Source organism: Candidatus Marsarchaeota archaeon (assembly GCA_023485295.1).
GTDB lineage: Archaea > Micrarchaeota > Micrarchaeia > Micrarchaeales > Micrarchaeaceae > Micrarchaeum_A.
This window is the reverse complement of record JAMCZQ010000006.1, coordinates 70,430-93,825: the sequence shown is the minus strand read 5'-3', so window position 1 is coordinate 93,825 and position 23,396 is coordinate 70,430. Positions and strand designations below refer to the sequence as shown.

27 protein-coding genes, 1 tRNA gene and 1 rRNA gene are annotated in these 23,396 nt (G+C 45.3%); 17 read left to right on the top strand and 12 right to left on the bottom strand.

Going from position 1 to position 23,396, the window contains the following annotated elements:
* Positions 1-7 precede the first annotated feature (7 nt).
* Positions 8-1,726, top strand: a complete 1,719-nt coding sequence (locus M1125_03285) for an ATP-binding protein (GenBank protein ID MCL5404834.1) — start codon at positions 8-10, stop codon at positions 1,724-1,726.
* Here the strand turns inward: M1125_03285 and M1125_03280 are convergent.
* Positions 1,688-1,897: a hypothetical protein gene (locus M1125_03280; protein ID MCL5404833.1), complete on the bottom strand. Its 210-nt coding sequence runs from the start codon at positions 1,895-1,897 to the stop codon at positions 1,688-1,690. The genes M1125_03285 and M1125_03280 overlap by 39 nt on opposite strands.
* 8 nt (positions 1,898-1,905) lie before the next feature.
* Entirely contained in the window at positions 1,906-3,282 is a 1,377-nt protein-coding gene (locus M1125_03275) for a divalent metal cation transporter (protein ID MCL5404832.1), read from the bottom strand.
* A gap of 143 nt (positions 3,283-3,425) precedes the next feature.
* Here M1125_03275 and M1125_03270 point away from each other — a divergent pair, with 143 nt between their 5' ends.
* From M1125_03270 to M1125_03250, 5 genes are all read left to right on the top strand, one after another.
* Positions 3,426-3,656, top strand: a complete 231-nt coding sequence (locus M1125_03270; GenBank protein ID MCL5404831.1) for a CopG family transcriptional regulator — start codon at positions 3,426-3,428, stop codon at positions 3,654-3,656.
* A gap of 64 nt (positions 3,657-3,720) precedes the next feature.
* Positions 3,721-4,509 (top strand): sulfate adenylyltransferase subunit CysD, encoded by a 789-nt coding sequence (gene cysD, locus M1125_03265; GenBank protein ID MCL5404830.1) that lies wholly within the window; start codon positions 3,721-3,723, stop codon positions 4,507-4,509.
* Between the two features lie 9 nt (positions 4,510-4,518).
* Positions 4,519-5,733 (top strand): GTP-binding protein, encoded by a 1,215-nt coding sequence (locus M1125_03260; GenBank protein ID MCL5404829.1) that lies wholly within the window; start codon positions 4,519-4,521, stop codon positions 5,731-5,733.
* Between the two features lie 159 nt (positions 5,734-5,892).
* Positions 5,893-6,534, top strand: coding sequence for a hypothetical protein (locus tag M1125_03255; GenBank protein MCL5404828.1), 642 nt, complete (start codon positions 5,893-5,895; stop codon positions 6,532-6,534).
* 163 nt (positions 6,535-6,697) lie between these two features.
* Positions 6,698-7,693, top strand: coding sequence for a hypothetical protein (locus M1125_03250; protein MCL5404827.1), 996 nt, complete (start codon positions 6,698-6,700; stop codon positions 7,691-7,693).
* Between the two features lie 2 nt (positions 7,694-7,695).
* On the opposite strand, the gene M1125_03245 is transcribed toward M1125_03250, so the two are convergent.
* Positions 7,696-8,595: an aldo/keto reductase gene (locus M1125_03245; protein ID MCL5404826.1), complete on the bottom strand. Its 900-nt coding sequence runs from the start codon at positions 8,593-8,595 to the stop codon at positions 7,696-7,698.
* A gap of 145 nt (positions 8,596-8,740) precedes the next feature.
* On the opposite strand from M1125_03245, the gene M1125_03240 reads away from it, so the two are divergent.
* On the top strand, positions 8,741-9,508 hold the full coding sequence (locus tag M1125_03240) for a hypothetical protein (protein MCL5404825.1): 768 nt from the start codon (positions 8,741-8,743) through the stop codon (positions 9,506-9,508).
* On the opposite strand, the gene M1125_03235 is transcribed toward M1125_03240, so the two are convergent.
* Both M1125_03235 and M1125_03230 read right to left on the bottom strand, forming a co-directional pair.
* Positions 9,496-9,978 (bottom strand): adenosine-specific kinase, encoded by a 483-nt coding sequence (locus M1125_03235; protein ID MCL5404824.1) that lies wholly within the window; start codon positions 9,976-9,978, stop codon positions 9,496-9,498. The genes M1125_03240 and M1125_03235 overlap by 13 nt on opposite strands.
* 5 nt (positions 9,979-9,983) lie before the next feature.
* Positions 9,984-10,565 carry a methyltransferase gene (locus M1125_03230; GenBank protein MCL5404823.1) on the bottom strand — a complete coding sequence of 194 codons (582 nt, stop codon included), beginning with the start codon at positions 10,563-10,565 and terminating at the stop codon, positions 9,984-9,986.
* 65 nt (positions 10,566-10,630) lie between these two features.
* Between M1125_03230 and M1125_03225 the strand changes: the two genes are divergently transcribed.
* From M1125_03225 to M1125_03210, 4 genes are all read left to right on the top strand, one after another.
* Entirely contained in the window at positions 10,631-11,653 is a 1,023-nt protein-coding gene (locus tag M1125_03225) for a polyprenyl synthetase family protein (GenBank protein ID MCL5404822.1), read from the top strand.
* Between the two features lie 93 nt (positions 11,654-11,746).
* Positions 11,747-11,859: ribosomal RNA gene (gene rrf, locus M1125_03220) — 5S ribosomal RNA — on the top strand.
* Between the two features lie 16 nt (positions 11,860-11,875).
* Positions 11,876-12,991, top strand: coding sequence for a hypothetical protein (locus M1125_03215; GenBank protein MCL5404821.1), 1,116 nt, complete (start codon positions 11,876-11,878; stop codon positions 12,989-12,991).
* Positions 12,992-12,997: 6 nt separating this feature from the next.
* The gene (locus M1125_03210) at positions 12,998-13,411 is read left to right on the top strand and encodes a hypothetical protein (protein MCL5404820.1); all 414 of its coding nucleotides are present in this window, start codon (positions 12,998-13,000) and stop codon (positions 13,409-13,411) included.
* Positions 13,412-13,745: 334 nt separating this feature from the next.
* Here the strand turns inward: M1125_03210 and priX are convergent, their stop codons facing one another.
* Positions 13,746-14,672 (bottom strand): DNA primase noncatalytic subunit PriX, encoded by a 927-nt coding sequence (priX, locus tag M1125_03205; GenBank protein ID MCL5404819.1) that lies wholly within the window; start codon positions 14,670-14,672, stop codon positions 13,746-13,748.
* A 56-nt stretch (positions 14,673-14,728) separates the two neighbouring features.
* Between priX and M1125_03200 the strand changes: the two genes are divergently transcribed.
* The 3 genes from M1125_03200 (at position 14,729) to M1125_03190 (ending at position 16,018) form a co-directional block, all read left to right on the top strand.
* Complete coding sequence (locus M1125_03200) at positions 14,729-15,400, top strand: hypothetical protein (protein MCL5404818.1); 672 nt, start codon at positions 14,729-14,731, stop codon at positions 15,398-15,400.
* Between the two features lie 106 nt (positions 15,401-15,506).
* Positions 15,507-15,579: transfer RNA gene (locus tag M1125_03195), tRNA-Pro, on the top strand.
* A 25-nt stretch (positions 15,580-15,604) separates the two neighbouring features.
* Positions 15,605-16,018, top strand: a complete 414-nt coding sequence (locus M1125_03190) for a hypothetical protein (protein ID MCL5404817.1) — start codon at positions 15,605-15,607, stop codon at positions 16,016-16,018.
* Positions 16,019-16,021: 3 nt separating this feature from the next.
* On the opposite strand, the gene M1125_03185 is transcribed toward M1125_03190, so the two are convergent.
* Positions 16,022-16,528 carry a vitamin K epoxide reductase family protein gene (locus M1125_03185; GenBank protein MCL5404816.1) on the bottom strand — a complete coding sequence of 169 codons (507 nt, stop codon included), beginning with the start codon at positions 16,526-16,528 and terminating at the stop codon, positions 16,022-16,024.
* Between the two features lie 109 nt (positions 16,529-16,637).
* Positions 16,638-17,210: a DUF981 family protein gene (locus M1125_03180; protein ID MCL5404815.1), complete on the bottom strand. Its 573-nt coding sequence runs from the start codon at positions 17,208-17,210 to the stop codon at positions 16,638-16,640.
* A gap of 147 nt (positions 17,211-17,357) precedes the next feature.
* On the opposite strand from M1125_03180, the gene M1125_03175 reads away from it, so the two are divergent.
* Entirely contained in the window at positions 17,358-17,720 is a 363-nt protein-coding gene (locus M1125_03175) for a winged helix-turn-helix transcriptional regulator (protein ID MCL5404814.1), read from the top strand.
* A gap of 88 nt (positions 17,721-17,808) precedes the next feature.
* Here M1125_03175 and M1125_03170 read toward each other — a convergent pair whose 3' ends face one another.
* From M1125_03170 to M1125_03160, 3 genes are read right to left on the bottom strand one after another with little or no spacing between them, the layout of a single operon-like run.
* Positions 17,809-19,113 (bottom strand): MFS transporter, encoded by a 1,305-nt coding sequence (locus M1125_03170; GenBank protein MCL5404813.1) that lies wholly within the window; start codon positions 19,111-19,113, stop codon positions 17,809-17,811.
* Positions 19,114-19,150: 37 nt separating this feature from the next.
* Complete coding sequence (locus tag M1125_03165) at positions 19,151-20,665, bottom strand: sodium:solute symporter (protein ID MCL5404812.1); 1,515 nt, start codon at positions 20,663-20,665, stop codon at positions 19,151-19,153.
* Between the two features lie 6 nt (positions 20,666-20,671).
* Positions 20,672-20,890 (bottom strand): DUF3311 domain-containing protein, encoded by a 219-nt coding sequence (locus tag M1125_03160; protein ID MCL5404811.1) that lies wholly within the window; start codon positions 20,888-20,890, stop codon positions 20,672-20,674.
* A 118-nt stretch (positions 20,891-21,008) separates the two neighbouring features.
* Between M1125_03160 and M1125_03155 the strand changes: the two genes are divergently transcribed.
* Together M1125_03155 and M1125_03150 are read left to right on the top strand one after the other, a co-directional pair.
* Positions 21,009-21,659, top strand: a complete 651-nt coding sequence (locus tag M1125_03155) for a hypothetical protein (GenBank protein MCL5404810.1) — start codon at positions 21,009-21,011, stop codon at positions 21,657-21,659.
* Positions 21,660-21,724: 65 nt separating this feature from the next.
* Entirely contained in the window at positions 21,725-22,864 is a 1,140-nt protein-coding gene (locus tag M1125_03150; GenBank protein MCL5404809.1) for a cation:proton antiporter, read from the top strand.
* A gap of 2 nt (positions 22,865-22,866) precedes the next feature.
* On the opposite strand, the gene M1125_03145 is transcribed toward M1125_03150, so the two are convergent.
* The gene (locus M1125_03145) at positions 22,867-23,364 is read right to left on the bottom strand and encodes a hypothetical protein (GenBank protein ID MCL5404808.1); all 498 of its coding nucleotides are present in this window, start codon (positions 23,362-23,364) and stop codon (positions 22,867-22,869) included.
* Positions 23,365-23,396 lie beyond the last annotated feature (32 nt).

The following is a 23,396-nucleotide window of genomic DNA, read 5'->3' as shown; positions in this document are numbered from 1 at the left end:
GGTAAAAATGATCCTAGATTATATTTTCAAATCTGATAAGAATAAGAATGGCCATGACACGCGGCAAAGCTACATATCAATAGGCGATGCAGTATGCTCCTTAAAAAAGGTAAACAAATTCGCCATGACGCACGGACTATCGCAAATGACTCCAAGCATCTCTTATGTGTGGAAGCAAGCGAAAGGCGAGGTCAGGGTATACCCAGACTGGCTGCATAACCCGCATATAACAATAGCAGGCTCAAGCGGTCTAGGCAAGAGCACATTAATAAAGTCAATGATAATCGACATAAAGCGCATGGGAGTTGGCATACTGCTTTTCGATTCGAACAGCGAGCATTCAGACGTAGTCAATTCAATAAAGCCAAACGCCGACCAGACATCAGCCATAAACATATTTGCACCTGACGGCCTTAGCATAAAAGAAAGAATAAGCGAGCTGGTCTCTTTGCTGCAAAGCGTATACTCCTTAGGCTACATACAGGCAAATGAACTTGCAAGATGCATGGGCTACATGTACAGGAAAGCAGGGGCAATGTCGCTGCAGCAGACATCTGTAGAAAGGCTGCCAGGCCCAAATGACCTTGCCAGAGAAATTAATATTTTTATAAAAAATTCGAAAAGCCAGTCTGAAAAGCACAGGCTATACCATATCCTGAACCGCATAGAATCGTTAGACAGCAGGCTCTTCTCACAGAATTATAAAAACTCCAGCTATTCAATAGGCAGCGGCATACGCAGCTTCAAGGTATCGGAGCTCAAAAGCCAGGAGTCAAGGTACATATTTACATACGAAGCCCTTTCAAGGCTATACTATGCTATGAGGCTTAATGGAATCTCGCACAAGCTTAAGAGCTATGTCGTAATGGACGAGGTAGAATTTATAATAGGGGATTATGCAAGCAATTCCAGCATAATAAAGCGCATTATACGTGAAGGCAGAAAGTATGGGCTTGGTCTAATAATAGCAACGCATAGCGCCTCAAGCCTTCCGAAAGACGTGATAGAAAATTCGGCCACATTTATCACGTTCAGGTCCGAAGAGCCCGGAGAACTAAGGTATGCATCTTCTGTGCTGCTTCGCGGGCAGAACGATGCAGCAAGCGCAGTAATGGAGAAGCTAGGCCAAATAGGGACTAACGAATGCATGGCCAGGCTTGATGGGCTAAAAGCCCCTGTCTTAGTAAAATCAAAAAGCTACAGGGAGCTGTCACAGCACCTTAATGCTACATTCAGCGCTGAGAAGCAGCAGTACCAAGCCCCAATAAAGCCAGTCAGGCTATCGGAATTGCCAGGCTTTACAGCGAAAGATGTAAATCCTATGCGCAGTGACCCGAGCGTAGACATCTTGGAAGACGGCAATGACATGTGGTTGATGAAGCATTCCAAAAGCGTTAGCATAAGCCACGAAGTCAACGTCAAGCTCATCTACGAATGGCTTTCGTCAAACGGAGTCATGTGCTACATACTGGACAACAGCACAGGGCCGGACATTGTTGCATACATCTATGGGCTTAAAACCGCAATAGAGTACGAAACAGGGAAAAAGAGCTATGCGGATACCGCCTCAATGCTAAAAAGGCGTTCAGAAGATTTTGACCTGGTTGTTGTGTTTGCTGAAAGCAGCTGCGCAAAATTCTACGCTGACAACTTTCAAAAAGGTAACATCATTGTGTTTAGCTCGCAGCTATATTATGTGAAGGAACCCCAAAACTATTACAATTAGCATTGCGATAATGTATATCCTTATGAAAATGAATGCAATCTTCACCCACCCCGACATCTTTGCCCTGCTTACAGGGATCTTTGAATAATCCTTTATCTTTTCCCTTTTTAGAAAATTGTCCCAGTCCTTTTCGTCCTTTATAAAATCATAATCCTTTGGATTAAGTGTCATAGCATCGCCTAAAGCAATCCTGGAAGCACAACCGAAACTCCGTACAAAGCGCTCATGCTGACCAGCACTATCATTATTGTTACTATCGCTGCATTTTCAATCTTGCTGTTTACACGCTTTCCCATGACCTCTTTGTCATTCACCAAGAGCAGCAGGAAGAGCAAAGCCGCAGGCATGAATATCGAGGCAATTACCTGGACTGTTATGTTGAGCAGGCCCAAAGGCACGTTTGGTATAAGCACGATCGCAGCTGCGACAAGCATGCTAACAATGCCAGGCGCATAAAATTTCCTCCCTTTCAAGAACGGAAGATTCATGCTCTTAGGCCACCTGAAGGCTTCGCCCACAGCCCATGATGTGCTTGCCGTAAGGGCTATTGCGGCAATGAGCCCTGCATCTATAAGCCCCAGGGCAAAAAGCTTAGTTGGCAGCATGCCTATTTTTTTTGAAACTGTGCTCAATATATAAGCTATATCATAGCTCGAAGTGCTGTGTACGTTCGAAGGCGCGAATACCAAGCTACCAGTGAATATGATTATTGCTATTGCAACAATGCCCATTATGCAAGCACCTATGAAGGTATCGCGCTTTGCCGCCTTTATGTCCTCTGGCACTGTGCCTTTATCTACTTCTGAACTCTGCTGGAAAAACAGCATCCATGGCGCTATTGTAGTGCCTATATTCGCCAGCAGCACGTATATGAAAAAGGAGCTTATGCCGCCGTTGATGTGCCAGTTTAGGAAAGAGCTTGCTACCAGTGACCAGTCGGGATGGGCGAAGATAACCAATGGTATGAATATCAAGTTGAAAAACGCTATAACAAGGCTTGCCCTTTCCCATTTGTGGTACCTAAGCCCCATGGTTATTACAGATATGAAGGCAACTCCGATTAGCGTAGCGGCCACTGGGTTTACTCCAAATACGCTCATGCCAAATGTTATGCCTATGAATTCGGTTACGAGCGTCAATGCATTTGCTATCAAGAGGTCCGCAAGCGAAAAAGCCCCCCAGAAGCTGCCATACCTGCGCCAAATCATTTCAGCATGCCCTCTTCTTGTAACGGCAGCCAACCGTATTGTCATTTCCTGCACTAAGTAGGTAGTAGGTATTAAAAGAACCAGCAAAGGTATGAAAAAGCCTATTCCGAATATCGAGCCCGTCTGGGCATACGTTATTACCCCTCCGGCATCGTTGTCCGCAACCATTACCAGTATCCCAGGGCCCAGCAGGGCAAGCATCAGCATGATGCGCGAAACAGTATTGTGCCTGTGCCTCAGCCTTGCGACTCGCAGCCTGTCTATGGCCCTAAGCTTAAACTCAACAGGAAGCTCATCAAGCTTCTGGTTTATGTCGAAGCTGCTGCTTTGGTTCGCGCCGCTGTTGATTTCCGCCAAGCAAATCCTTAATTACAACAATGTGCAAATTCTTATAAATTCTCTAAGCTGCGATGAATGGGAACCTATTTATATATTAATGTTATAACATTAAAATATAAAACAAGCAGCAAAATGCAAAGGCAAGTGATGCAATGGCAAAGCAAAAAGTCGCCCCAAGGCGCAAGTACACAACTATAACCATACCAACACCGTTATTCGAAAGCATAAAGAAAAGCATAGAAACCACAGGTTTTTCATCGGTATCTGACTATGCAACATACATACTGAGAGAAACGGTTGCAGAAATGAACGGCAGGAAAAAGAAGAGCAGCGAAGACGCATCTATAACAGAGAAGCTCCGCGCCCTCGGCTACATAAGCTGAAAGCGCGGCAGGGGCAAGCATAATAAATAACTGGCAGTAAATAGTAAATAAGCGGGGTCTTAAAATGATAGAGCAAAATGTTGAAGACTTGGAAGAAAAAAGCATTTTTATATTGAGGGAAGCGCAGCAGAAATTCGGCAATGTCGCTGCCTTATGGAGCATGGGAAAAGACAGCACAACAATGCTCGCCATAGCAAGGAAGGCCTTTCTAGGAAAGATACCGTTTCCAGTAATACACATAGACAACGGGATAGATTTCCCAGAGACATACGAGTTTAGGGACAGGCTTGCAAAGGAATGGAATCTGGATCTAATAGTCAAGGAGAGCAAGATAAAGCCAGAGATATCTGGATATGCCTGCTGCGGCGCAAACAAAACCACCGCTTTAAAGGAAGTGATGAAGGAATACGGCTTCGATGCGCTAATAGTGTCTATACGCAGGGACGAGCACGGCATCAGGGCCAAAGAGCGCTACATGTCACCCAGAAACAAGGATTTCAAATGGGACTATAAGAACCAGCCTGCGGAACTCTGGGACAATTATTCATCAAAGGCAGGCAAGGAGGGCCATGTCAGGATACACCCATTGCTTGACTGGAACGAAATAGACGTCTGGAATTATATAAAAAAGGAAGCGATACCTGTCAACCCGCTGTATTTTGCAAAAAATGGCAAAAGGTACAGGAGCCTCGGCTGCACGCACTGCACAGTGCCCGTAGACTCAAATGCTGATACTATAGACAAAATAATAAGCGAGCTGCGCAACACAAAAGTCGAGGAGCGCAGCGGCAGGCAGCAGGACAAAGAGACAGCCTATATAATGGAGAAGCTCCGCGCCCTCGGCTACATGTGAGGTGTATTGATGTCAATGAGGCACATAACCATACTTGGCCACAAGGACCACGGCAAATCAACGCTCATCGGCTCCATACTCATAGCCACTGGCTCTGCGAGCCCTGAAAGGGTTGAAGAAGCAAAAACCGCAAGCGCAAGGCTAAAGCGCAAGTTTGAACCAGCATACATGCTTGACTCATTCGCTGAAGAGCGCGAGGGCGGGCTGACTATAGATACAACAAGGGCGCAGTTCGAATACATGGGCAGAGCTTTCGAGCTTATAGACGTGCCAGGCCACGAGGAGCTCATAAAGAATATGATAAGCGGGGCATCTTATGCCGATACTGCAATACTTGTGGTTTCCGCAGCGCCAAAAGAGGGCATAAAATCGCAGACAAAAAGGCATGTCTTCCTTGCGAACATGCTTGGCATAAGCTCCTTCATAGTCGCAGTAAACAAAATGGACATGGCAAAGTACTCTGAGCGCACATTTGAAAATATAAGATCAGGGCTGGAAGACTATTTCGCCAGCATAGGCATAAGGAACGCAAATGTGCACTACGTCCCGATATCAGCTTACAATATGGAAAACATAACTAAGCCGTCTAGCAGCATGCCATGGTATAAAGGCATGCCGCTATTGCAGCTGCTTTTCAAAAACAATGAGGGCGCAAGGAAAGCTCCGGCAAGAATACTGATACAGGGGCCGATGGGCAAGGACAGCATTGAAGCCTATGCTGGAAAGATGCTAAGCGGCAGCGTAGGCCCAGGTGCAAAGCTGAATGTTGTCCCTGCAGGCAAAAGCGTAACTGTAAAAAGGCTGGTAGTCAAGGGGCGCGATGCAAGCCTTGCCAAAGCCGGAGAAAGCATAGTCCTCTACGCAGAACCGCGCATTGCCCTTCCTAGGGGATGCATACTCAGCTCCACAAAGCGCACAAGATCAGCCTCCATAATAAGCGCTAAGGTGTTTTTTGTGAAAAATTTCGGCAAGAGCCTGGAGCTCAGGCTAAACGGGATTTCGGTAAAGGCAAGCCTGCAAACTGATAAATTCATAAATACTGCAACTGGCAAGCCCATAGAATCAAAAACTGCAAGAGCACTCAACGCAATGGAGTGCATCCTGAAGCTTTCTGAAAAGGTCGCAGCGGAGGAATTCACCGACTTCAAGGGCCTTAGCAGGTTCCTGATCTACTCAGGCAAGGGCTTCGCAGGCATAGGCACCATAGAAAAGATTATCGGATGACCATACAAGCACTAAGATTTTTGCAGCAATAATCACAGGCGTTTTGAAAGGCTCCCACTCAGCACAGCCACATTAAAAATTATGCATCAACGCTGAAATGAACCTATATAACACTTTTCAAATGAAAGATTAATGCATAAAATACGAAAAGGTGCAGAAGTGAAAATCAGGAGCGCGGATATGGTTACATACATAAGGACTGCAATGATAATACTGGTTGCATACCTTGTCATAATAAAATTCAACGCAATAGCGATAATACTGCTGCTGGCAGTAGCGCTTCTTTCAGATGCTATAGACGGCTATTTTGCAGTAAGGGAGGCTAGCTCAGGCCGTGTCGGCTTCATCACGTATATACGTGCAGCTACTGGCAGCAAGAAGGAATGGGAAAGGGTGCACGAAATAAAGCAGCATGCATCAAGCATAGCCCCCTACGGACCCAGGATTGACATAGCTGGAGACCGCGTAACAGAATACGCGCTATGGGTCACATTCGCGTTTCTTCACATAGTGCCCCTGTTCGTCTTGTTTATAATAATAATAAGGCACTCTTTTGCGGATGCACTGCTCGGTGCAAAAGGCACCTCATCGAAAATGCATTCGAGGATTGCAAGGGCCCTATATGCGTCAAACGCGAGCAGGGCCGGGATACAGATAACAAAGTTTGTAACGTTTGCATACCTGGTACTGGTATACGTAGTCTCATATCCAATATGGATAGGTTACGTCTTGATAGGCCTGCTGACCGCGTATATACTCCTGCGCGGCGCAGCAGAAATATACGAATCGCTAAAGCAGTAAACCCGATGAAGCTGCGCACCGCGCATGTTCACTGCATTTGGCATGTCTATCAGCAATAGCCTTTTATATTTTATCACCAACAGATTATCAACGTGTTGGCGGTACCACATACTATGCTATGCGCTCCAAACGCATATTGGCGCAATGCGTGAAAGTGATACGAATGAATGCATCGAAATCCACTAGAGGCACAAAGGCCCCAAAATCTTTTCTCGATTACACAAAGTCGGCATTTTACATAATAATGCACCCTGGGAGCGTAAGCGATACATACGGCGTTGGCGACGCCCTAATATTCTATTACAAGGCAAGCATACTTCCCGCAATACTCGCTGCCATAGTCGGCGGATTATTGGGATATGCCTTTGGCTCGCTGGCGTTTAGCGGCCTGGCAACGCTTTCCAAGGGCATTGCACTGCTGCATCTTGCAGCTCCGGTCCTTGCATTAATGGCAGCAGTTTATGGGCTCGCATATGTCTTAATATTCATTCCCATAGGCATCGTCATAAACGCAGCAGTATACCAATTTTTTGCAAAAATCCTGTTTAAAATATGGAAGAAGGACATCTCGCGCACGCTAACTGCAATAATGTACTCTGCATTGCCAATAGCATTATTCTTTTGGCTAAGCTTCATACCGGTAATTGGCCTAATCGTCATAATGGCTTTGGCAGTCTGGGAATTCATAATCCTTATAATATCGCTGGCGAGGCAGCAGGGAATCAGCGGATGGCGCGCATTCGGCGGCATCCTTGTTTCAGGAGTAGTGCTTGCCATAATAATATTTGTAATAGATTTTGCGCTGCTTTATGCAGCAACCCCAACATTATACAGCGTTTCACCCACATGCATACAAAATTCTGGATTTCTCTGCACCCAGACCAGCTATTCTAACGGCGTGTTTCGCGCAGGCATAGGGCAAGCCATAACCGCCAAAATGCTTAATGCAAGGGTCTTCTACGTTCCGAATGGGACATCATTCAGCTCTTCCGATCCGTCATATTACGTAGGGACACTGCAATCTTTGCAGTTGGCAAACATCAGCATATATGTTGGAAGCAAGGCCTTGGACGGCAACTTAACAATAGAATACGATACAGTAGTTGGGCAGACGACTCCATACGTAAAAACGCTTGGATCAGTTTATTCGCAGGGCTGAAGTCATTTTTTCCTGCGCTTTTCCACCTTTTCCATCAATACAGACCAAGCCGTGGTGTTTTTCAGAAATGCTTTAAGCATGCGCCCAGCAAGCGGCTTTTTTTGTGCGCCATCTGCAATCCTTAGCTTTTCGTAATCCTGTTTTGACAGCCTCCATCCCACTGCACCCAAGTTTTCATCAAGATGATCTATCTGCAACGATTTGGGTATTGGCACAACGGCACCACCGCTAATCAGGTAGTTCAGAGCCACCTGCGCCGCAGATTTTCCATACTTGTTTCCTATTTCCGAGAGCGTTTCATACTCTTTCGTGCCTTTCCTTATTGCGCCCCTCCCAAGCGGGCTGTAGGCTATCAGCGTTATGGATTCTTTGTTGCAGAAATCGAGCAGCCCGTTTTCAGCATCGCGGACCATAAAACTGTATTCTACCTGGTTCGAAACGATTTTGCTATGGTCCAGCGCTTCTTGTGCAGCGACCATCTCGTCTACTGAAAAGTTGCTCACCCCTATGTTATCTATCAGATTTTCGTCTCTAAGCCATTCCATTGCTTTCATTGTCTCTGCTATTGGTATGCGGTTATTGGGCCAATGCAATTGGTATAAGCCTATGCTTTTCACCCCTAGCCTGCTTATGCTTCGCTTGCAGGCTTCTATTACATCGTCATAGTGGAAATGTGCAGGTGAGACCTTAGTTGCCATAAATATGCCGTCCTGTCCTTCTATCGCTTTACCGACTGTTTCCTCGTTTGCGTACATCTCTGCAGTATCTACGAAATTTATTCCATTCTCGAATGCGTGCCTGAGCACGCGTACAGCTTGCTCTGAGCCGTTGGGTATTTTCCATGTTCCTATGCCTATTGCCGAAATCCTAACAGTTGTTTTTCCAAGCGTTGTATATTCCATAATAAGTATTGGCTTGAAGTGCTTATAAATATACGGCATAGATATCGCATGCGCCATATGCTGCAGCCTATTCCCATGCTGCTTTTGACTGGAAAAGCATAAGGCTTAAAAACAAATCATACGAATACCAATAAGCGGTGTGCAAATGACTGTGCGCAGTGTCATAACATATTCTCTCATACCATTGCTTTTTCTGCTTTTGGTTACGCAGGCAGCGTACATCATGCCACAGGCATACCAATCTGTTCAAATAGGGGCTGCAGCCAATGCAAGCACTATTTATAGCATAAATTCTACATCGTGCCAAGAACAATTGACTATATTATCCTCTGGGAACTATGTGCTTTCTTCAGGGCAAAATGCAGGCACTTCGCCGCAACCCTGCATACGCAGCCTAGATATAGATGCTGGCAGTATCAGCTTCAACTGCTCCAACGGCTCCATAGGCCCATCGAAGTTCTCTGTTTCAATATCAAATTCAAGCTCCACGGAAATAGAAAATTGCAATATCTACGGCAGCGCTGTATACGCTGCAAACTCTAAAAATATAACAATATACGGGAGCAATATTATCGCTTCCAATGCTTCAAGCACCGACTTTGCATTATACGATTCAGTAGTGAAACTATACGGTACAAAACTCTATGGCTATTCCAGCGGCCCTACGATAAACAATTCGGTTCTGAGTGTATCGAACTACGTTGCGACACAGCCTAGCAATTCAACAACTGCACAGCAAGCCACAACATCTGCGCCGCAGGCGGTTCACCCCAACTTCGCAGTCGGTATCTACTCAAAAATTGTCTACTTCATCATAATATTCATATTCTTATGCCTGATAATCGCAGGGCTGTATAGCTTAATCAATGCCCATAAAGGCGTTCCGAAAAGCCGCAGGCATCACGGCACATAGCCAAACTTTTTCAGAAGCTCGCGCCTGCTCTTTACGTGCTCCTCGTCTTCGAAGCCTTTCGGCGCGTAACCGTCTACAACGCCTATAACTGCTTTTCCAATGCTGCCCTTTGCTGTAAGCACTTCTACAGGATTTGCCGTGGCGCAGTATACCTCTGCAACCTCTGGGACGTTTCTCAGCGCCCCAACTACATTTATTGGAAATGCACCTGTGAAAAATATGACAAATGTGTGCCCTGCCCCTATCTTGTATGCTGCTTGTTTCGCAGCATCGGTAAGCTCATCGTCGTTCCCTTCAAACCTTACCAGGCAGTCTCCGCTGGCTTCATCAAAGCCTATCCCAAACTTTATACCTGGAGCAGCCGAAGCCATCGCCTGATACAGGTCATCGACTGTCTTTATGAATCCTGCATGCCCTATCACGCACTGCCAGGAATCATCCTTCTCTATTTTGCAAGATTCTATCTCCAATTGCCTCACCTCCTATAGTATAATACAACCATATCCTCGTAAAACATGTGCTTCTTGCCTACAATCTTCGCCTTCAGCCGCTCGGCATCGGCTTCATAACCGTTCACAGAACTTTCCACCATAATTACGGCCCCGTTTTTGGAAATATGCTTTACAGAATCCCTTATAAAGCGGTCTATCAGTTCCCTTCCCTTTATCCCACCGTCCGTTGCTGCCTTTATTGGATCGTTTGATTTGTAGCCTAGTTTGGCCGATTCCAAATATGGAGGGTTGAATATAACAGTATCGAACCTGCCGTGCACATTCCTGAACAGATCGCTTACTACGAATTTGCCTGAAACGCCGTTCAGCGCAGCATTCTGCCTGGCACACCTTATTGCATGCGAGCTTATGTCAGCGAAAGTCACTTCACAGCCCTTCTTCGCAGCTATTATGCCCTGTATGCCAGTGCCTGTGCCCATGTCAAGCGTTTTGCCAGATGCAAACTTTTCTACAGCATTTGCCAAAAGATCTGAATCTTCCATAGGCCTGTAGACTTCATGGCACTCTATGATCTTTATGTCGTCCCTTATTGACAGAATAATCACTTCGTCTTTATGTCATGCTTACAATAACCCTTTTATCTTTAACTATATTAAAAACTACGATACCTATGGATTTTTTGGATTATATAGAGCAGCACAGAAAGCAGGTATACGAAAAGATATGCGAATACATACCAATAAAGGAACCTACCGAGCATTACAAGATAACAAGGGACTATATAGACCGCCAAGGCAGCTACAGGAGGCCTGGCCTTGTGATGCTAACAGCCCAGCTGTATGGGGCGGATCCTGAAGACGTGCTTCTTCCAGCTGCAGCACAGCAGCTTTCGGAAGACTGGATACTTATACAGGACGACATAGAAGATGACTCTGAGCTCAGGCGCGGGCAGCCTGCCCTTCATAAGAAATACGGTATCGTGCATGCGATAGATGCCAGCGACACCGGCCAGATAGCTATGTGGCGAATGCTTAAAGATTACATACTGCAGGTAGGCACGGAAAAGGGCAACAGGCTGTACGAAAAATTTTACGACATGATGTCATATACTGTAGAAGGCCAATATGTAGAAAACACTTTCATACAGGATACAAAGGACCTGAGCAAAGCAGACGAAAGCCTTTATTTCAGGATAGTTGACAGCAAGACGTGCTACTACACAGTATACGGCCCGATGCAGCTTGGTGCCATAGCCGCGGGCCAGGACGAGAAGACACTGGACCTGCTTAAAAAGGTAGGCGAGAACGCAGGAATCGCGTTTCAGATAACCGACGACATACTCGATATGACTGCTGATGAGAAGAAATTCGGCAAGAAAAACTTCGGCGACCTTTATGAAGGAAAGCTCACTCTGATAATGTTGCATTCTTATAAGAGTGCAACTCCTGAGGAAAGGCGCAAGATAGACGCAATATACAGAAAGAAGCGCCAGGACAAAACGCCTGAAGAGATCGAGTACCTAAAATCAATAATAGAGAGATATGACGGCATCGGCTATGCAAAAAGCGTTGCAGAGAAATACGGCGCAAAAGCCCAAGAGCTCGTAGACCAATATTCAGATACGATACCGAGAAATGAGTATACCGATATAATAATATCCGCAATGCAGAAGCTTTACAAAAGGGACAAGTAGCGCGGGCATTCGCGCAGGAGCCAAAGCGTCTTGTTTGGGCGATCCATAAGCGCAAGCGCAACGCTTTTAAACCTTAAAGCCCAAAATAAAATGTCAAACGGTAATAGGAGCAGGGAAACGCCCGATCCCATCCCGAACTCGGAAGCTAAGCCTGCTCACGATATGTGTGTACTGTCTGCGGACGGGAAAGCATATTGCTGTTTGGCATTAAGTGGTGGTTCTATGTCTAAGGGTCGCATAAGCTTGTTTCTTCTTCTAGCGTTTGTTTCTATAGCGATGGGAACTTCATTTGCAGCCGGAACAGGGTATGGCACTTCAAAGATTGTGCTGTCAAGCGCAAACATAACGCTGGTTCCTGGGTCGTCAGCGTCGGTAAGTTACAACGTAACGCTTGCCAGCGGCAATTATTGGGGCACAAGCATAAATGTGGCTAACAAGCCAAATGTATCTGCTGCAGGGCTGAGCGTATCATTCAGCAGTGCATATGGCGATCCTCCGTTCAGCGGCACAGCCGCAATATCCGCAGCAGCATCAGCAAAGCCTGGAAGGTATGTGGTGCTGTTCAATGCAACTGGAGACGACCCCTCTGTGAGCGATGCAGTATTAACTGTATATGTGAAGTCGCCTTCAGCAAGCACAACCACATCAATACAGCCGCAGCCTTCTGTGCCCACATTCGCGCTTTACAATTCAACAAGCTCAACAATAAACGCCTCTAAAGGAGCATCACTTTCGCTGAAAGCTTCAGATGGCAAGTACATAACTGTAGCAATACCCGCAGGCACATACGTCAAGGAGGCAAACAAGACGCTCTCTACATATAATTTCACCCTTGCAATATACTCGATTAAAAACGTATCTACGCCATCCTCGCTTACTGGCTATGTGCCAGCATACGGGTTTGCGTACTTGGTAAACGGTCTTATAACCCCAACCATAGAATTCGTAAACTCTACAGGCTCGCCAAGGCCGCTTGTCACAACCGCACAATACAATTCAACATGGACTTCATGGACATTCCTGGGCGGCAAGCAGGTAGGGACAAGCTACGTTGGAGGCAATTATTCCTTTGCAAATGTCTGGAAGTACAACGCAACATCAAATGAGATAGTCAATACCCAATTCTACAAGCCAGTTATGTGGGTATTCCTGCTTAAAATACCTAGCGCAGTGACATCTGCACCAACTACAGCCCCGACTGCTGTCACAACAACACCTACAACCACTCCTCCGCCAAAAACTGCATACAGCAATACAGGAATATACATAGTAATAGCCATAATAGTCATAATAATCATAATCGGCGCTGCATACGCTTTGCGTAGGGCCAAGAAGTGATAGCTTTTGTTCAGCAAAGGCATGGCATTGTCTTTTGTAGTAGTGTACGCTTCAGGCTTATACCTGCTTTTGTTCGATACTCTCCTTAGGGAGTATGGAATGTTCCATTGGCTTATACTTCTTGCCTACCTAATTGTAATGGCAGCAGTGTATTCAGCATACCTGCTTTCAAAAAAAAGGCTTTTCGGCCTGCTTTTGGGCGCGTTCGGCATCCTCATGTTCATAGCCCAGCTTGCCGATGCTTCGCTTGGCCTTCCGGGAAGCAAATTTGCCGGCTCAAACGGATTTTCATACCTCTTCGGCTTCGGCTATACTCCATTGTCATCGTTTGGCACGTCGTTTGCATTTGTGCTGTTCCTCATATTCAACTTACTACTGTTCATTGTTAGCGCTCGGCTGTACATGCACAAGAGGCTGTAACCCTGTTGCAAAAGTCAAAGGGCTGCAAAATGCCTTGCAGCCAATCTAAAAAACTATTTAAACCTATCATGGCATAATAATTTCGGTGTTAAGCTGGTGCTAATTATTCCCCCACCGGCACCCCCACTTAACACCCTTACGCTTTTTGCAATCATGAAGCGTTAGCCAAGCTGCTACTTCCTGCCTGCTTTGCAAGCAGTGCATATGCCGAGCTTGCTGTCGAAATGCTCATCGCATACGCGCCTTCCGCAAAGCTTGCATACGTGCTTGGCAAAACGTTTGCCACATATATCGCACAGCACCTTGAATTCCATTAAATCACTTCATTGCACTGTCATTCAGAGCTGAAGTCAACCATTCCTCCAAGCAGCTCCTTTGCCTTTGAGAACGATAATGGCTTTGTCCCCTTCTTCTTCGAATAATTGCACTGGTAAGCGATATATGTGTCGCTTATATTTGTATTCGGGTCAAGCTTCTTGCACTGCTCTATATAATCGATTATCAACTTTTCCGCTTCCTCTACGTCCAAGCCCTTTACATTTACGAAGTACGGCGCCAGTATGAGATTCACCACCCTGTGCCTCACATCAGGTATGGGCGTAGCAAGAAGCTTTTCTATCCACGAAGTGCCAGCGCTCGGCCTGGCATACTGGCGCTTTTTTGCCAAACTTATGCCCTTTGCCGCTTCAATGATGTCTTTTGGCAGTGTATCCTTGGGTATCGGCATCCCTTCTAGAATCCTTAATTTCATCGCGCCCCTGAGCAACCCTACGGCCTCGGTTCTTGAAAGGACTATGAAACCGCCCTCAAGCCTGCTGTTCACGAGCTTGTACTCATTGCCATCAGGCATCTTTTTGAGATAATCAAACACGCTTACAGTAAACTCGCTCTCGCCGCTTGCATTTATGTGCATGCCCAGCCCAGAAGCAAGCCTTTCAATGCCTAACGCGCTTTCATAGCCGGCTGCTTTAGCCGACCTTGCAGCCTCCCCTTCCGCAAAGCTGTCAACTACCTGCGGCAGCCCGATTGCGCTGGCAAGCATCCTGGCGTAAATATAGCTTATAACGTACCCAAGCTTTACGTTGTCTATGGCTATGCTGAAGTATCCCACTTTGCCTTCGATATCTGCCTGCAGCCTGCTCTTTCCAAGCTCTACATACCTATATTCTATCTGTTTCTGCCCTTTCTCTGCAATAAGCCTTTTAGCTTCCTCTGAAAACGGGTATTTATAGGCAATATCTATTTCCTGCTGCGTTGCCATGATAGACCACGTATTGCACAATAAATATAAGCTTTTCATAATTAAATAATATTGCTATGGGGAAAACGATTCATAAGCCAAATTTGCATGGCAAAAGCACACAGCTCCTTAGGTTTGACGGCCAGGATGCAAGCGACTATGCGCAGCCGCGCAAAAGCGACTATGCGCAAGAATCCCAATCAAAATACTACGACGAAGATGATTCCGAAATCCCTATTTTATACGCTGCATTCGAAAACGCATTTAAAGATTTCAAGGAAATGCTTCGCAACGTCGCAATCTTCACAAAAAGCGACGCTCTTTCTTCGGAATTAGCGCATAGGCTCGATCCTGATGCGCTGCTCAAGCGGTCATTGGAGCTTGAAGGCGCAGAACCGGAAATGAAGCAAATAACGATGCAGCTCAACGAATACAAAAGAGAATACACCGAAGCACTAGATGCCATAGACAGTGCCAGGGAAGCCAAGGCAGAAGAAAGCGAAATAAACAAAATAAAAAGCAGGCTTTTCAGTGCAATTGTACGCAGCTTTGACGACTATACGGCAGATCTTGGCGACGCAACATACGAATACACCATAAATATGCTTTACAGCAGCTTTATACAAATTGCCAAATTCAGGGGCAAATATGCACTAGATATTTTTGATTATTTCTCCATGTCTGATGCAGACCCGGAGTATAGAAGGGAATTGTACGAAGATTTTGCTGGCGATCAGGAAACTAACTGAAAAGGCATTATAATCTTTACTGCGCATTAAGCAGGCAGGCTACGTCTTGGAAAAGATTAAAAGCAAGCAAAGATAAGACCATCTGCCTGCAAATTATAAAAATCACGGGGCTGTACGCTAACCTGGCAGACTTCCAGCCTCGGGCGCTGGATATCCGAGTTCAAATCTCGGCAGCCCCATGCTTAGGTTTTTAGCGTTGCTTTCATGAAATTCGAAGAAATAGCAAAAAGGACCAAGGCACTTGGTTTTCATATCGGAGAATACGCTCTTTTCGGTTCAGTGCCGCTTGCAGCCCATGGAATTAGGGAATCGCAAGACATAGACGTGCTAGTCACGCATGAAGTTTACCAGAGGCTAAAGAGTCAGGGGTGGGAAGTAGAGGTATTTCCCAATGGCAGAGAGATGCTCAAAAAGGGTTGCTTTGAAGTTGGAGAGAACTGGGATTACGGCGTATACAATCCGAATCCGGCTAGACTCATAAAGGAAGCAGACATTATTGAAGGAATTCCAGTGGTAAGGCTTGAAGAGGCGCTCGCTTGGAAGAAAGTTTTTGGCAGGGAAAAGGATAAGAACGACGTTAAACTAATAAACAAATTCCTGAAAAATAAACCTGCATAACTACTATTGGTGCAGGCTAATTTTTGGCGCACTTTGGAATAGCGCGGCACGTATCCTTGAATGCTTGGAAAAAAGGAAATATGATACTATTATGAAATCGATGATTATGGCACCGTGCATTATTGTGCAGTACAGGCATATAGAGTGCACTACGAAGAATTCCAAGTAGATCAGATATGGAACTATTGCCAGGCCTAAGAAGCGCCATACGAAAAGAGCATAGAAAACGCGCTTAGCCATTGGCTTAGCGAAGTACAAAAGCATGAAAACAAGGGTAATGTTTATGATAAACCAAAGCGAAGCGACGAAATCCAGAGAAACCCCGAAGACATTTGCATAACTGCTTGTAAGGACTTTCATGCAGTTGAATGGTGTAGACACCAGCGTAGTATTCAGTACGCAAAATGGCGGCGGATGGTGTAGGACATAGAGCTCGTATATCACTACCCCAGAAGCAATAAGCCCTATTATTGACATTATAGTAAGTATGGCCAAATCCCTGTTTGACATGTTGTGCGTTTTGCCACCTGATTAAGATTTATAGATAGTTGCCTTTAGCACCGAAATAAAGAAATTAAAATTATGCCGCGAAAATACGCGGCAGCAAAATAAAAAACTGTTATGGGGGCGAGGCAAGATGCCCATATATTGCAGCATAACCTATGAACAATGCGGCAAACGTTGCCAATATAAGTAGTACTGCCAACAGATAGTAGGCCCATTTTCCGTTATTGCTCTTTGGGTCCAGATATATCAACGGAGACAGTATCGCTGCAAGCCCTGAAGACAGATAAAGCCCCATAGAGCTTATCAGGTCTGCGCCTGTTTCCAGCTTTAGGTTGGATATGGCAACAGCCTCTATTAAAATGTATATGCCTAGGAAGAACCCAAATATGGAAAGCACTTTCAGGTTCATGTTCCTATAAAGCATGTAGCCGCCCATTACCATAAGCATGCCCAGAATCAGCAGCGGATCTCCGAAAAGCATGTTGTATGCTGGTGGAAGGGGCCATGTGAATGACATAAGGAAGCCGCTTGCTGCATCAAACAGACCAAAGCCAATTATCGGCACGGCAAGATTGCTTATCGTTTTCTTTTGCCTAACTGCATAAAGAAAATACATTGCCAGAAGCGCAGCGCTGGAGCCCAGCGCAAGCAGCATCACAGCCAACGAATCTACAAATACTGACATTTAATCACTTAAAATATGTAGAATGCAACCATTAATAATCTTAATATCCAGATACCTAATTGCTTAGCAGAATGCGGAATATGTAAACCGTAAAACAAATTATTAATAGGCTAAGTTACAAATAGTATACTAAATATGATGACACATATGGCAAGCACTATCAAAGCGCACAAAAGCGCCAATTCAAGAAATTTTTGCCAGCTGCAGCGCATGCTGGATTTGCATGAGCTGCAAAGCGGATCGCTCGAGAAGATAGTAAAATCAAACTGGCAGATAACTGTGATCTTTATACTCAACGCAGAAAAAGAAGGCCTGTTCTTCAATGAGATATTGTCCAAATCAGGGCTTACGCCAAGAACGCTTTCGTCGGTGCTCAAATCCCTCGAGTCAGAAAAGATGCTGACAAGGGCAGTAATCGATTCGCATCCTATACGCGTGAAATATTCCATTACTGACGTTGGCAAAAAACTGGCAGGCACCCAATGCCCCATAATATTGCTAAACAAGTAGGGCGCTAATGTCAAAGGCTAAGAGCATAGAAACAAAAGCCAGAGCCGAAAGGGCATTGAAACCGCCTCTTGCTTTAGAGCCATATCGTTCAGCTTATCGACTTCAGGTCTGTTCCTTTCGTTTCTTTTGAGAGCAATGCCGAAGCCAATATGAAAAGCTCGCCTATTACGACGAACACGCCCCACCACTCAAAGAAGCTTGCAGCAGCGAACCCCACTATGAGAAGCAGGAACACAGTGCTCCAATTTCCAAGTATGAAGCCGCCGTTGAAGCCAATTCCGGTTCCTGAGCTTCTGACTTGCGTTGGGAATTTCTCAGCCAGGAACGAAGGCATTACCCCATACACGCCTGTTGTTATGAATGCAAGTGCGCTGGCGAACAGCAGGGCTCCGTAAAAGCCAAGGGAATGTGTAATTATAAGGTACGTCAGAGGTACTGCCAGTATTATGCCTATTATGGAGTATATTATCATTACGTTCCTTCTCCCTATAAAATCACTGAAGTAGCCTGCCGCGAAATAGCCGATGAGCGAAAGCAATATTGCTATTATGACTACGTATATGTAGGATGGGAATGTCATGAAGTTGCCTACTGAAAGAATTGTCGGGTAAAAGCCCAATGTAAGCCCGTACACCCAGGCAATTCCAGTCATGGCCAGTATGCCGGTTACAACTCCCATTGTAGTTTTGCTGTTCTTGAACAAGGCAGACAACGGCGCCCTTGCGACTTTCCTCTTTTGGCTAAGTTCGGACCACATTGCAGATTCAGGCATGTAGTACCTCAATATCAAGCCTATTATGACCGGTATTATGCCTATCCAGAACATCCAGCGCCATCCGGTGACCGCAAATGCAGTGCCTGGGAAAGCATAATGAAGCAGCAAGAAAACTATTGCAGCAAGCGTATAACCTATGGGATAGCCGCTTTGTATGGCCGCTCCCCACAAGCCCCTTTTATTGTTTTTTACAGTCTCCATCATTATTGTAGCGCTGTTTCCATACTCACCTCCTGCAAATATGCCTGTTATTATTCTAAATAGAAAAAGCAGCAAAGGCGCTGCTATGCCTATGGCAGCATAAGTCGGCAGGAATCCGGTAAGGAATATTATGGCTCCAAGGCCTGCAAGCGTAATCACCATAGCGCGCTTCCTTCCTATCCTGTCACCCACCCTTCCGAATATGGCTCCGCCAACAGGCCTAAATATGAATGTGGTGGTGTAAATGCTCCAGGTGCCTATTATTGCTAATCCAAAATTTGCCGGGAAAAATATGCCTGCTAACACCGGGACGAGAAGGAACATCATGCTCAGGTCAAAAGCATCAAGCACCCATCCAGCCAATGCACCGGGATAAACCGAAAATGGCTTTGGTTTGGCAATTCTTTTAGATTCCATAAAACCCATACCTGCGCAAATTTCACACAAGCAATTACTATAATCCTTTAGTGGCTGCAATAAACTCCTTGGAGGCCTTTCCCGGCGAAGCAGCGCTGCCTATCGCTACTATTACCAAGTTTATTGCAAGCGCTATAGCTCCTATAAATAAAAGGCCGAAGGGGCCTGCCTTTATTGAAGAGTTTGACAGGAGCCCAAAATTATTTACCAACTCTACAAGGTATATGCCAGAAATTATTCCTGCAGCCCAGCCCAGACCTACTGCATACTTGTTTAGCTTATTCGTGAATAGCGCTATGAATACTGCAGGCAGCGTCTGGAGTATTATTATGCCACCGAGAAGCTGAAGCTGTATCGAATAAGTAGCAGGAACAACAAACACGAATCCAAGGGCTATGAACTCGAAGATCACGGCTATCCACTTTGTCGTTGTTGTTTCTATCTTGCCTGCCAGCTTTGGCTTGAACTCCTTGATTATGTTCCTCGTAAGCAGGTTTGCTACGGCAATGGCCATCAGCGCCGCAGGCACCAACCCGCCTATGAAAATGCCAAGGAATGCGAAGCCGGTAAACCATGCTGGCATTGTTGACGCTATTAGCGTAGGCACTACCAGAACGCCTCTTGAAGATGCAGGTATTGTCTTAAGCACTGCCATTGCCCCTGGCACTGCATATACGAGGATTCCGAAAAGCACTATGAATGCAAGCCCTAGCGCGTAAATCGGCAGCAGGGACTGGCTCCTTCTTAGCTTCTTGTCGTCCTTGGCGCTCAGGCTGCCGTTTATGGCATGCGGGTAAAGATATAGAGCAAATGCGCTCATCAGGAACAAACTTATGTAATCGCTGGAAAACGCCTTTGGCAGCGTCACGTAATTTGCGGAAAGCCCGTTAAAAGCCTTTCCAAAGCCGCCTATTGAGAAAGTGACTGCAAGTATTACGGCTATGACCGTTATGAATATGAGCGCATCCTTGAATATGGCAGTAAGCGTCACACCCCTGAGGCCAGCTATGAATGTAAAGCCTGCGAGGGCTATGAATGCAATGACTATCGCAGCACTGCTTATCAAAGCCACGTTGCTTATTCCCAGCAGCATGGAAGTAAGCACAGCCTGTATGCCGACAACCTGCAGCGCAATGTAAGGCAGTTCAGCAACAATGCCAGTAATCGCTATTATTACTGCAAGGGTCCTGCTGTTGAACTTGTCTTTCACGAAGTCTGCAGCAGTTATATAACCCCTTTTTTTAGAATATCTCCACAGCCTCGGCATTGTAAGCATAGCTATAGCAAAGGTTATTGAAACGTATGGCACTGCAAAATAGAATATGGAGCCTTTTGCAAACATGCTTGAAGGCACAGCAATAAACGTATAAGCTGTGAAAAGGTCGGCGCCTACAAGGAACCACACCAAAGCAGTCCCCATGTTCCTTCCTCCAAGCGACCATTCTTCAATCTTTGTAAGGTCGCCTTTCCTGAAGCGCTTGCCAAGAATGCCTATTGCGATGAACACTATGAACAACGCAATGAAAACTCCAATGCCAATAGCGCTAAGCATTTGTTATCACTTTTTTCTCCTGCCTGCCTTGCCATGGTTCTTGTCTATAAGCACAGCTGCTATGTAGAACAGCAAACCGGATATAGGCAGCCATATTATCTGGTACCAGTAAAAGAACGGAAGCCCTAATGCCTCTGGGTATTGAACATTATATAAGGGAAGAGCAAGATAAGCAATGAAAGGTATCAGTATCAGGACTGCAGCAACAATTTTGTTCCCATCCATCTATCTGCACTGCTATTTTATAAAAGGCAAGATTTAAATATGTTAATCTAAACGCTTAATAAACTTTATAAGATAAGCCATGCAAAGCATAAATATATCATTGCTGAAAAATGCTTACATGGAAACTAAGCAAGCCGTTTTTGATCTTGTGAAGCAGGTTTCAAAAGGCGATTACGAAGCATTTCAAATACTGTCCATGCTGGCAAACTCAAAAAATAGCTCCAAAGCACTATTTGAAATATCATCACTTGGCATCGGGCCGAACGAGATAAAGTCCGCATTTAAGGACATAGCCGACAGCAACATAGAAAAGTTTTCCAGCCTTCTTAGCGTCATTCCTTATTTTGAAGCAGGCACGTCGAAAGATGCAATAGAAATCTCAAAGAATGCAGACAAAAGCATTTCAATCAAATCCTTTTTTACCATACTCGGATTTTCGATGGCAGATTATATATACAATTATCCAAGGACCCCCACACAGTCAATGGAATGGGTGCTGTCAAGCCTGAAGGATGCAAATGTGCGCGGCGAAGAAATATTTAAAATGCAATACGAGTCTGCAATCGCAAAAGTATCAACGATGGAAATGCTGCGCAGAAAAGCCGACGAGCAAAACGACCAAAGCGAAATGGCGCAGTTTCTAAGGAACATGCCGCATATACGGATTCCAAAATCGGAGAAGGAAATGTTTGCAACCCTGACCGACGAAGTTGTAACTGCATTCAAGGAGCGTTTTGAATCCAGGAACAACATTGAAGGCTATGGATAGTGTTTAGCCTGCAGGCACACGCCTTCTTATAAGTTTTATAAGGCTTTCATCAAGAACAATAATCAATGGAGATACTGATATCGCTTTTGGCGCTGCTTGCGCTGTCCATACTTCTTGGCAAGCTTTGCGAGCGCTTCGGAGTCACTGACATAGTTGGCCAGATAATAGCCGGGGTGATACTCGGCCCCGCAGTCCTAAACCTGATAAGCCCGTCTTCGGTATTGTCAAGCATAGCAGAAGTTGCGATATTCTTCGTGCTGCTTTTCATAGGCATACAAATAACTACAGAAACATTAACAGGGCACTTCAGGAGCGCTATCTATTTCACGCTTTCGTCTTTTGTAGTCCCCATAGCAGTAATGTCTGCAATAGCCATTTACTTTTTCCACATAAGCTATGCGCCTTCTATAATAACCGCAATCGGGATAGGCGTCCCTTCCATATCCATAATATCCGTGCTGGTATACAGGTATTCCCTGATACACACTGAAGACGGGATAAGGCTCCTTTCCGGGGTCATATTTACTGACATACTCGCATTTGTCATACTTGCTGCAATGGTAAGGCTATCCCACATAGTGCTCACCCTCATAGGCCTTGCCGTATTCATAGCGATATTCCTGTATTTTGACAGGGAGTTAAAGCTGAGGGGTGAAAAAGCCAGGGAGTTCTTCAAAAAGTTGCTTGACAGGAAGGCCGAGGACCTGATATTTGCGATAGTGATACTTGCAAGCCTGCTGATCTCTGCAATACTGCAGTTCATAGGCATAACTTATGTTCTCGGAGCGCTTTTTGCCGGAATGCTGATACACAAGACAACGTTCGGAAGCCGCACAACAAGGATATTGCAGAATACGTTCAGGCGCCTCAACGACAGCTTTTTCATACCTGTATTCTTCAGCATTGCTGGCATAGAGGTGTCTGTACCTACAGACAAATACCTGCAGATACTGCTAATAATGGTTGCAATAAGCATAGTGGTCGGAGGTGCGCTCAACGCATATGTTGCCAAAAGAAGGATGTCAAAGCTCAAGGCAAGGGATGCTGTAGGAATCCTCGGAAGCCGCGGTGCAGTAGGCATAATAATAGCATCTGTAGCGTTCCAGGCAGGGATAATAAGCAGCGACCTTTATACTATAGTAGTGGCAGGCACAATAGCAATGTCCATCATAATGCCTCTTCTGCTGTCCAGGCGGAAATACTAGTGCTAAGACTGCGTGCCAGTGCGCATCGGCTTTGCACGAGCGTGCTTTTCAGTCCTTTCCCTATTTTCTAAGCGAAGCAGCGAGCCATAAGCTGCAGTTTCATTTTCTGCAACCCTTGAAGCCTTGAAAGCTTCCGAATCAAACAGCTCGTTATAAATTTTCTCAGGGCTTCGCTCCTCCTTGCAGATTTTTAAGCATTTTTCTATACTATCAATATTATACGTCCAATAGTTCAACCGCCATTCATTATTGTTAAATTTGTTCCTTGATCTGATCAGTTCAAAAGTCTGTATGGATTTTAGGATATCCTTGTCTTCCAGTTCGTAAAATACCGTCCTGTCGTAAGGGAACAAAACATTATCCACCACGTAATCGTTATAGCCGAAAAAGCATACCAAATAGTCTGCAAGCGCATCTGCGTCGTTTTTGCTTAGCCCCAAATCTTTGTAATCATAGGCAGCAAATATCGCTTTCGCAAGGGTCTCTTTGCGCATAACCATAAATTATCACTATAGAGCCTGCATTTCTTTTT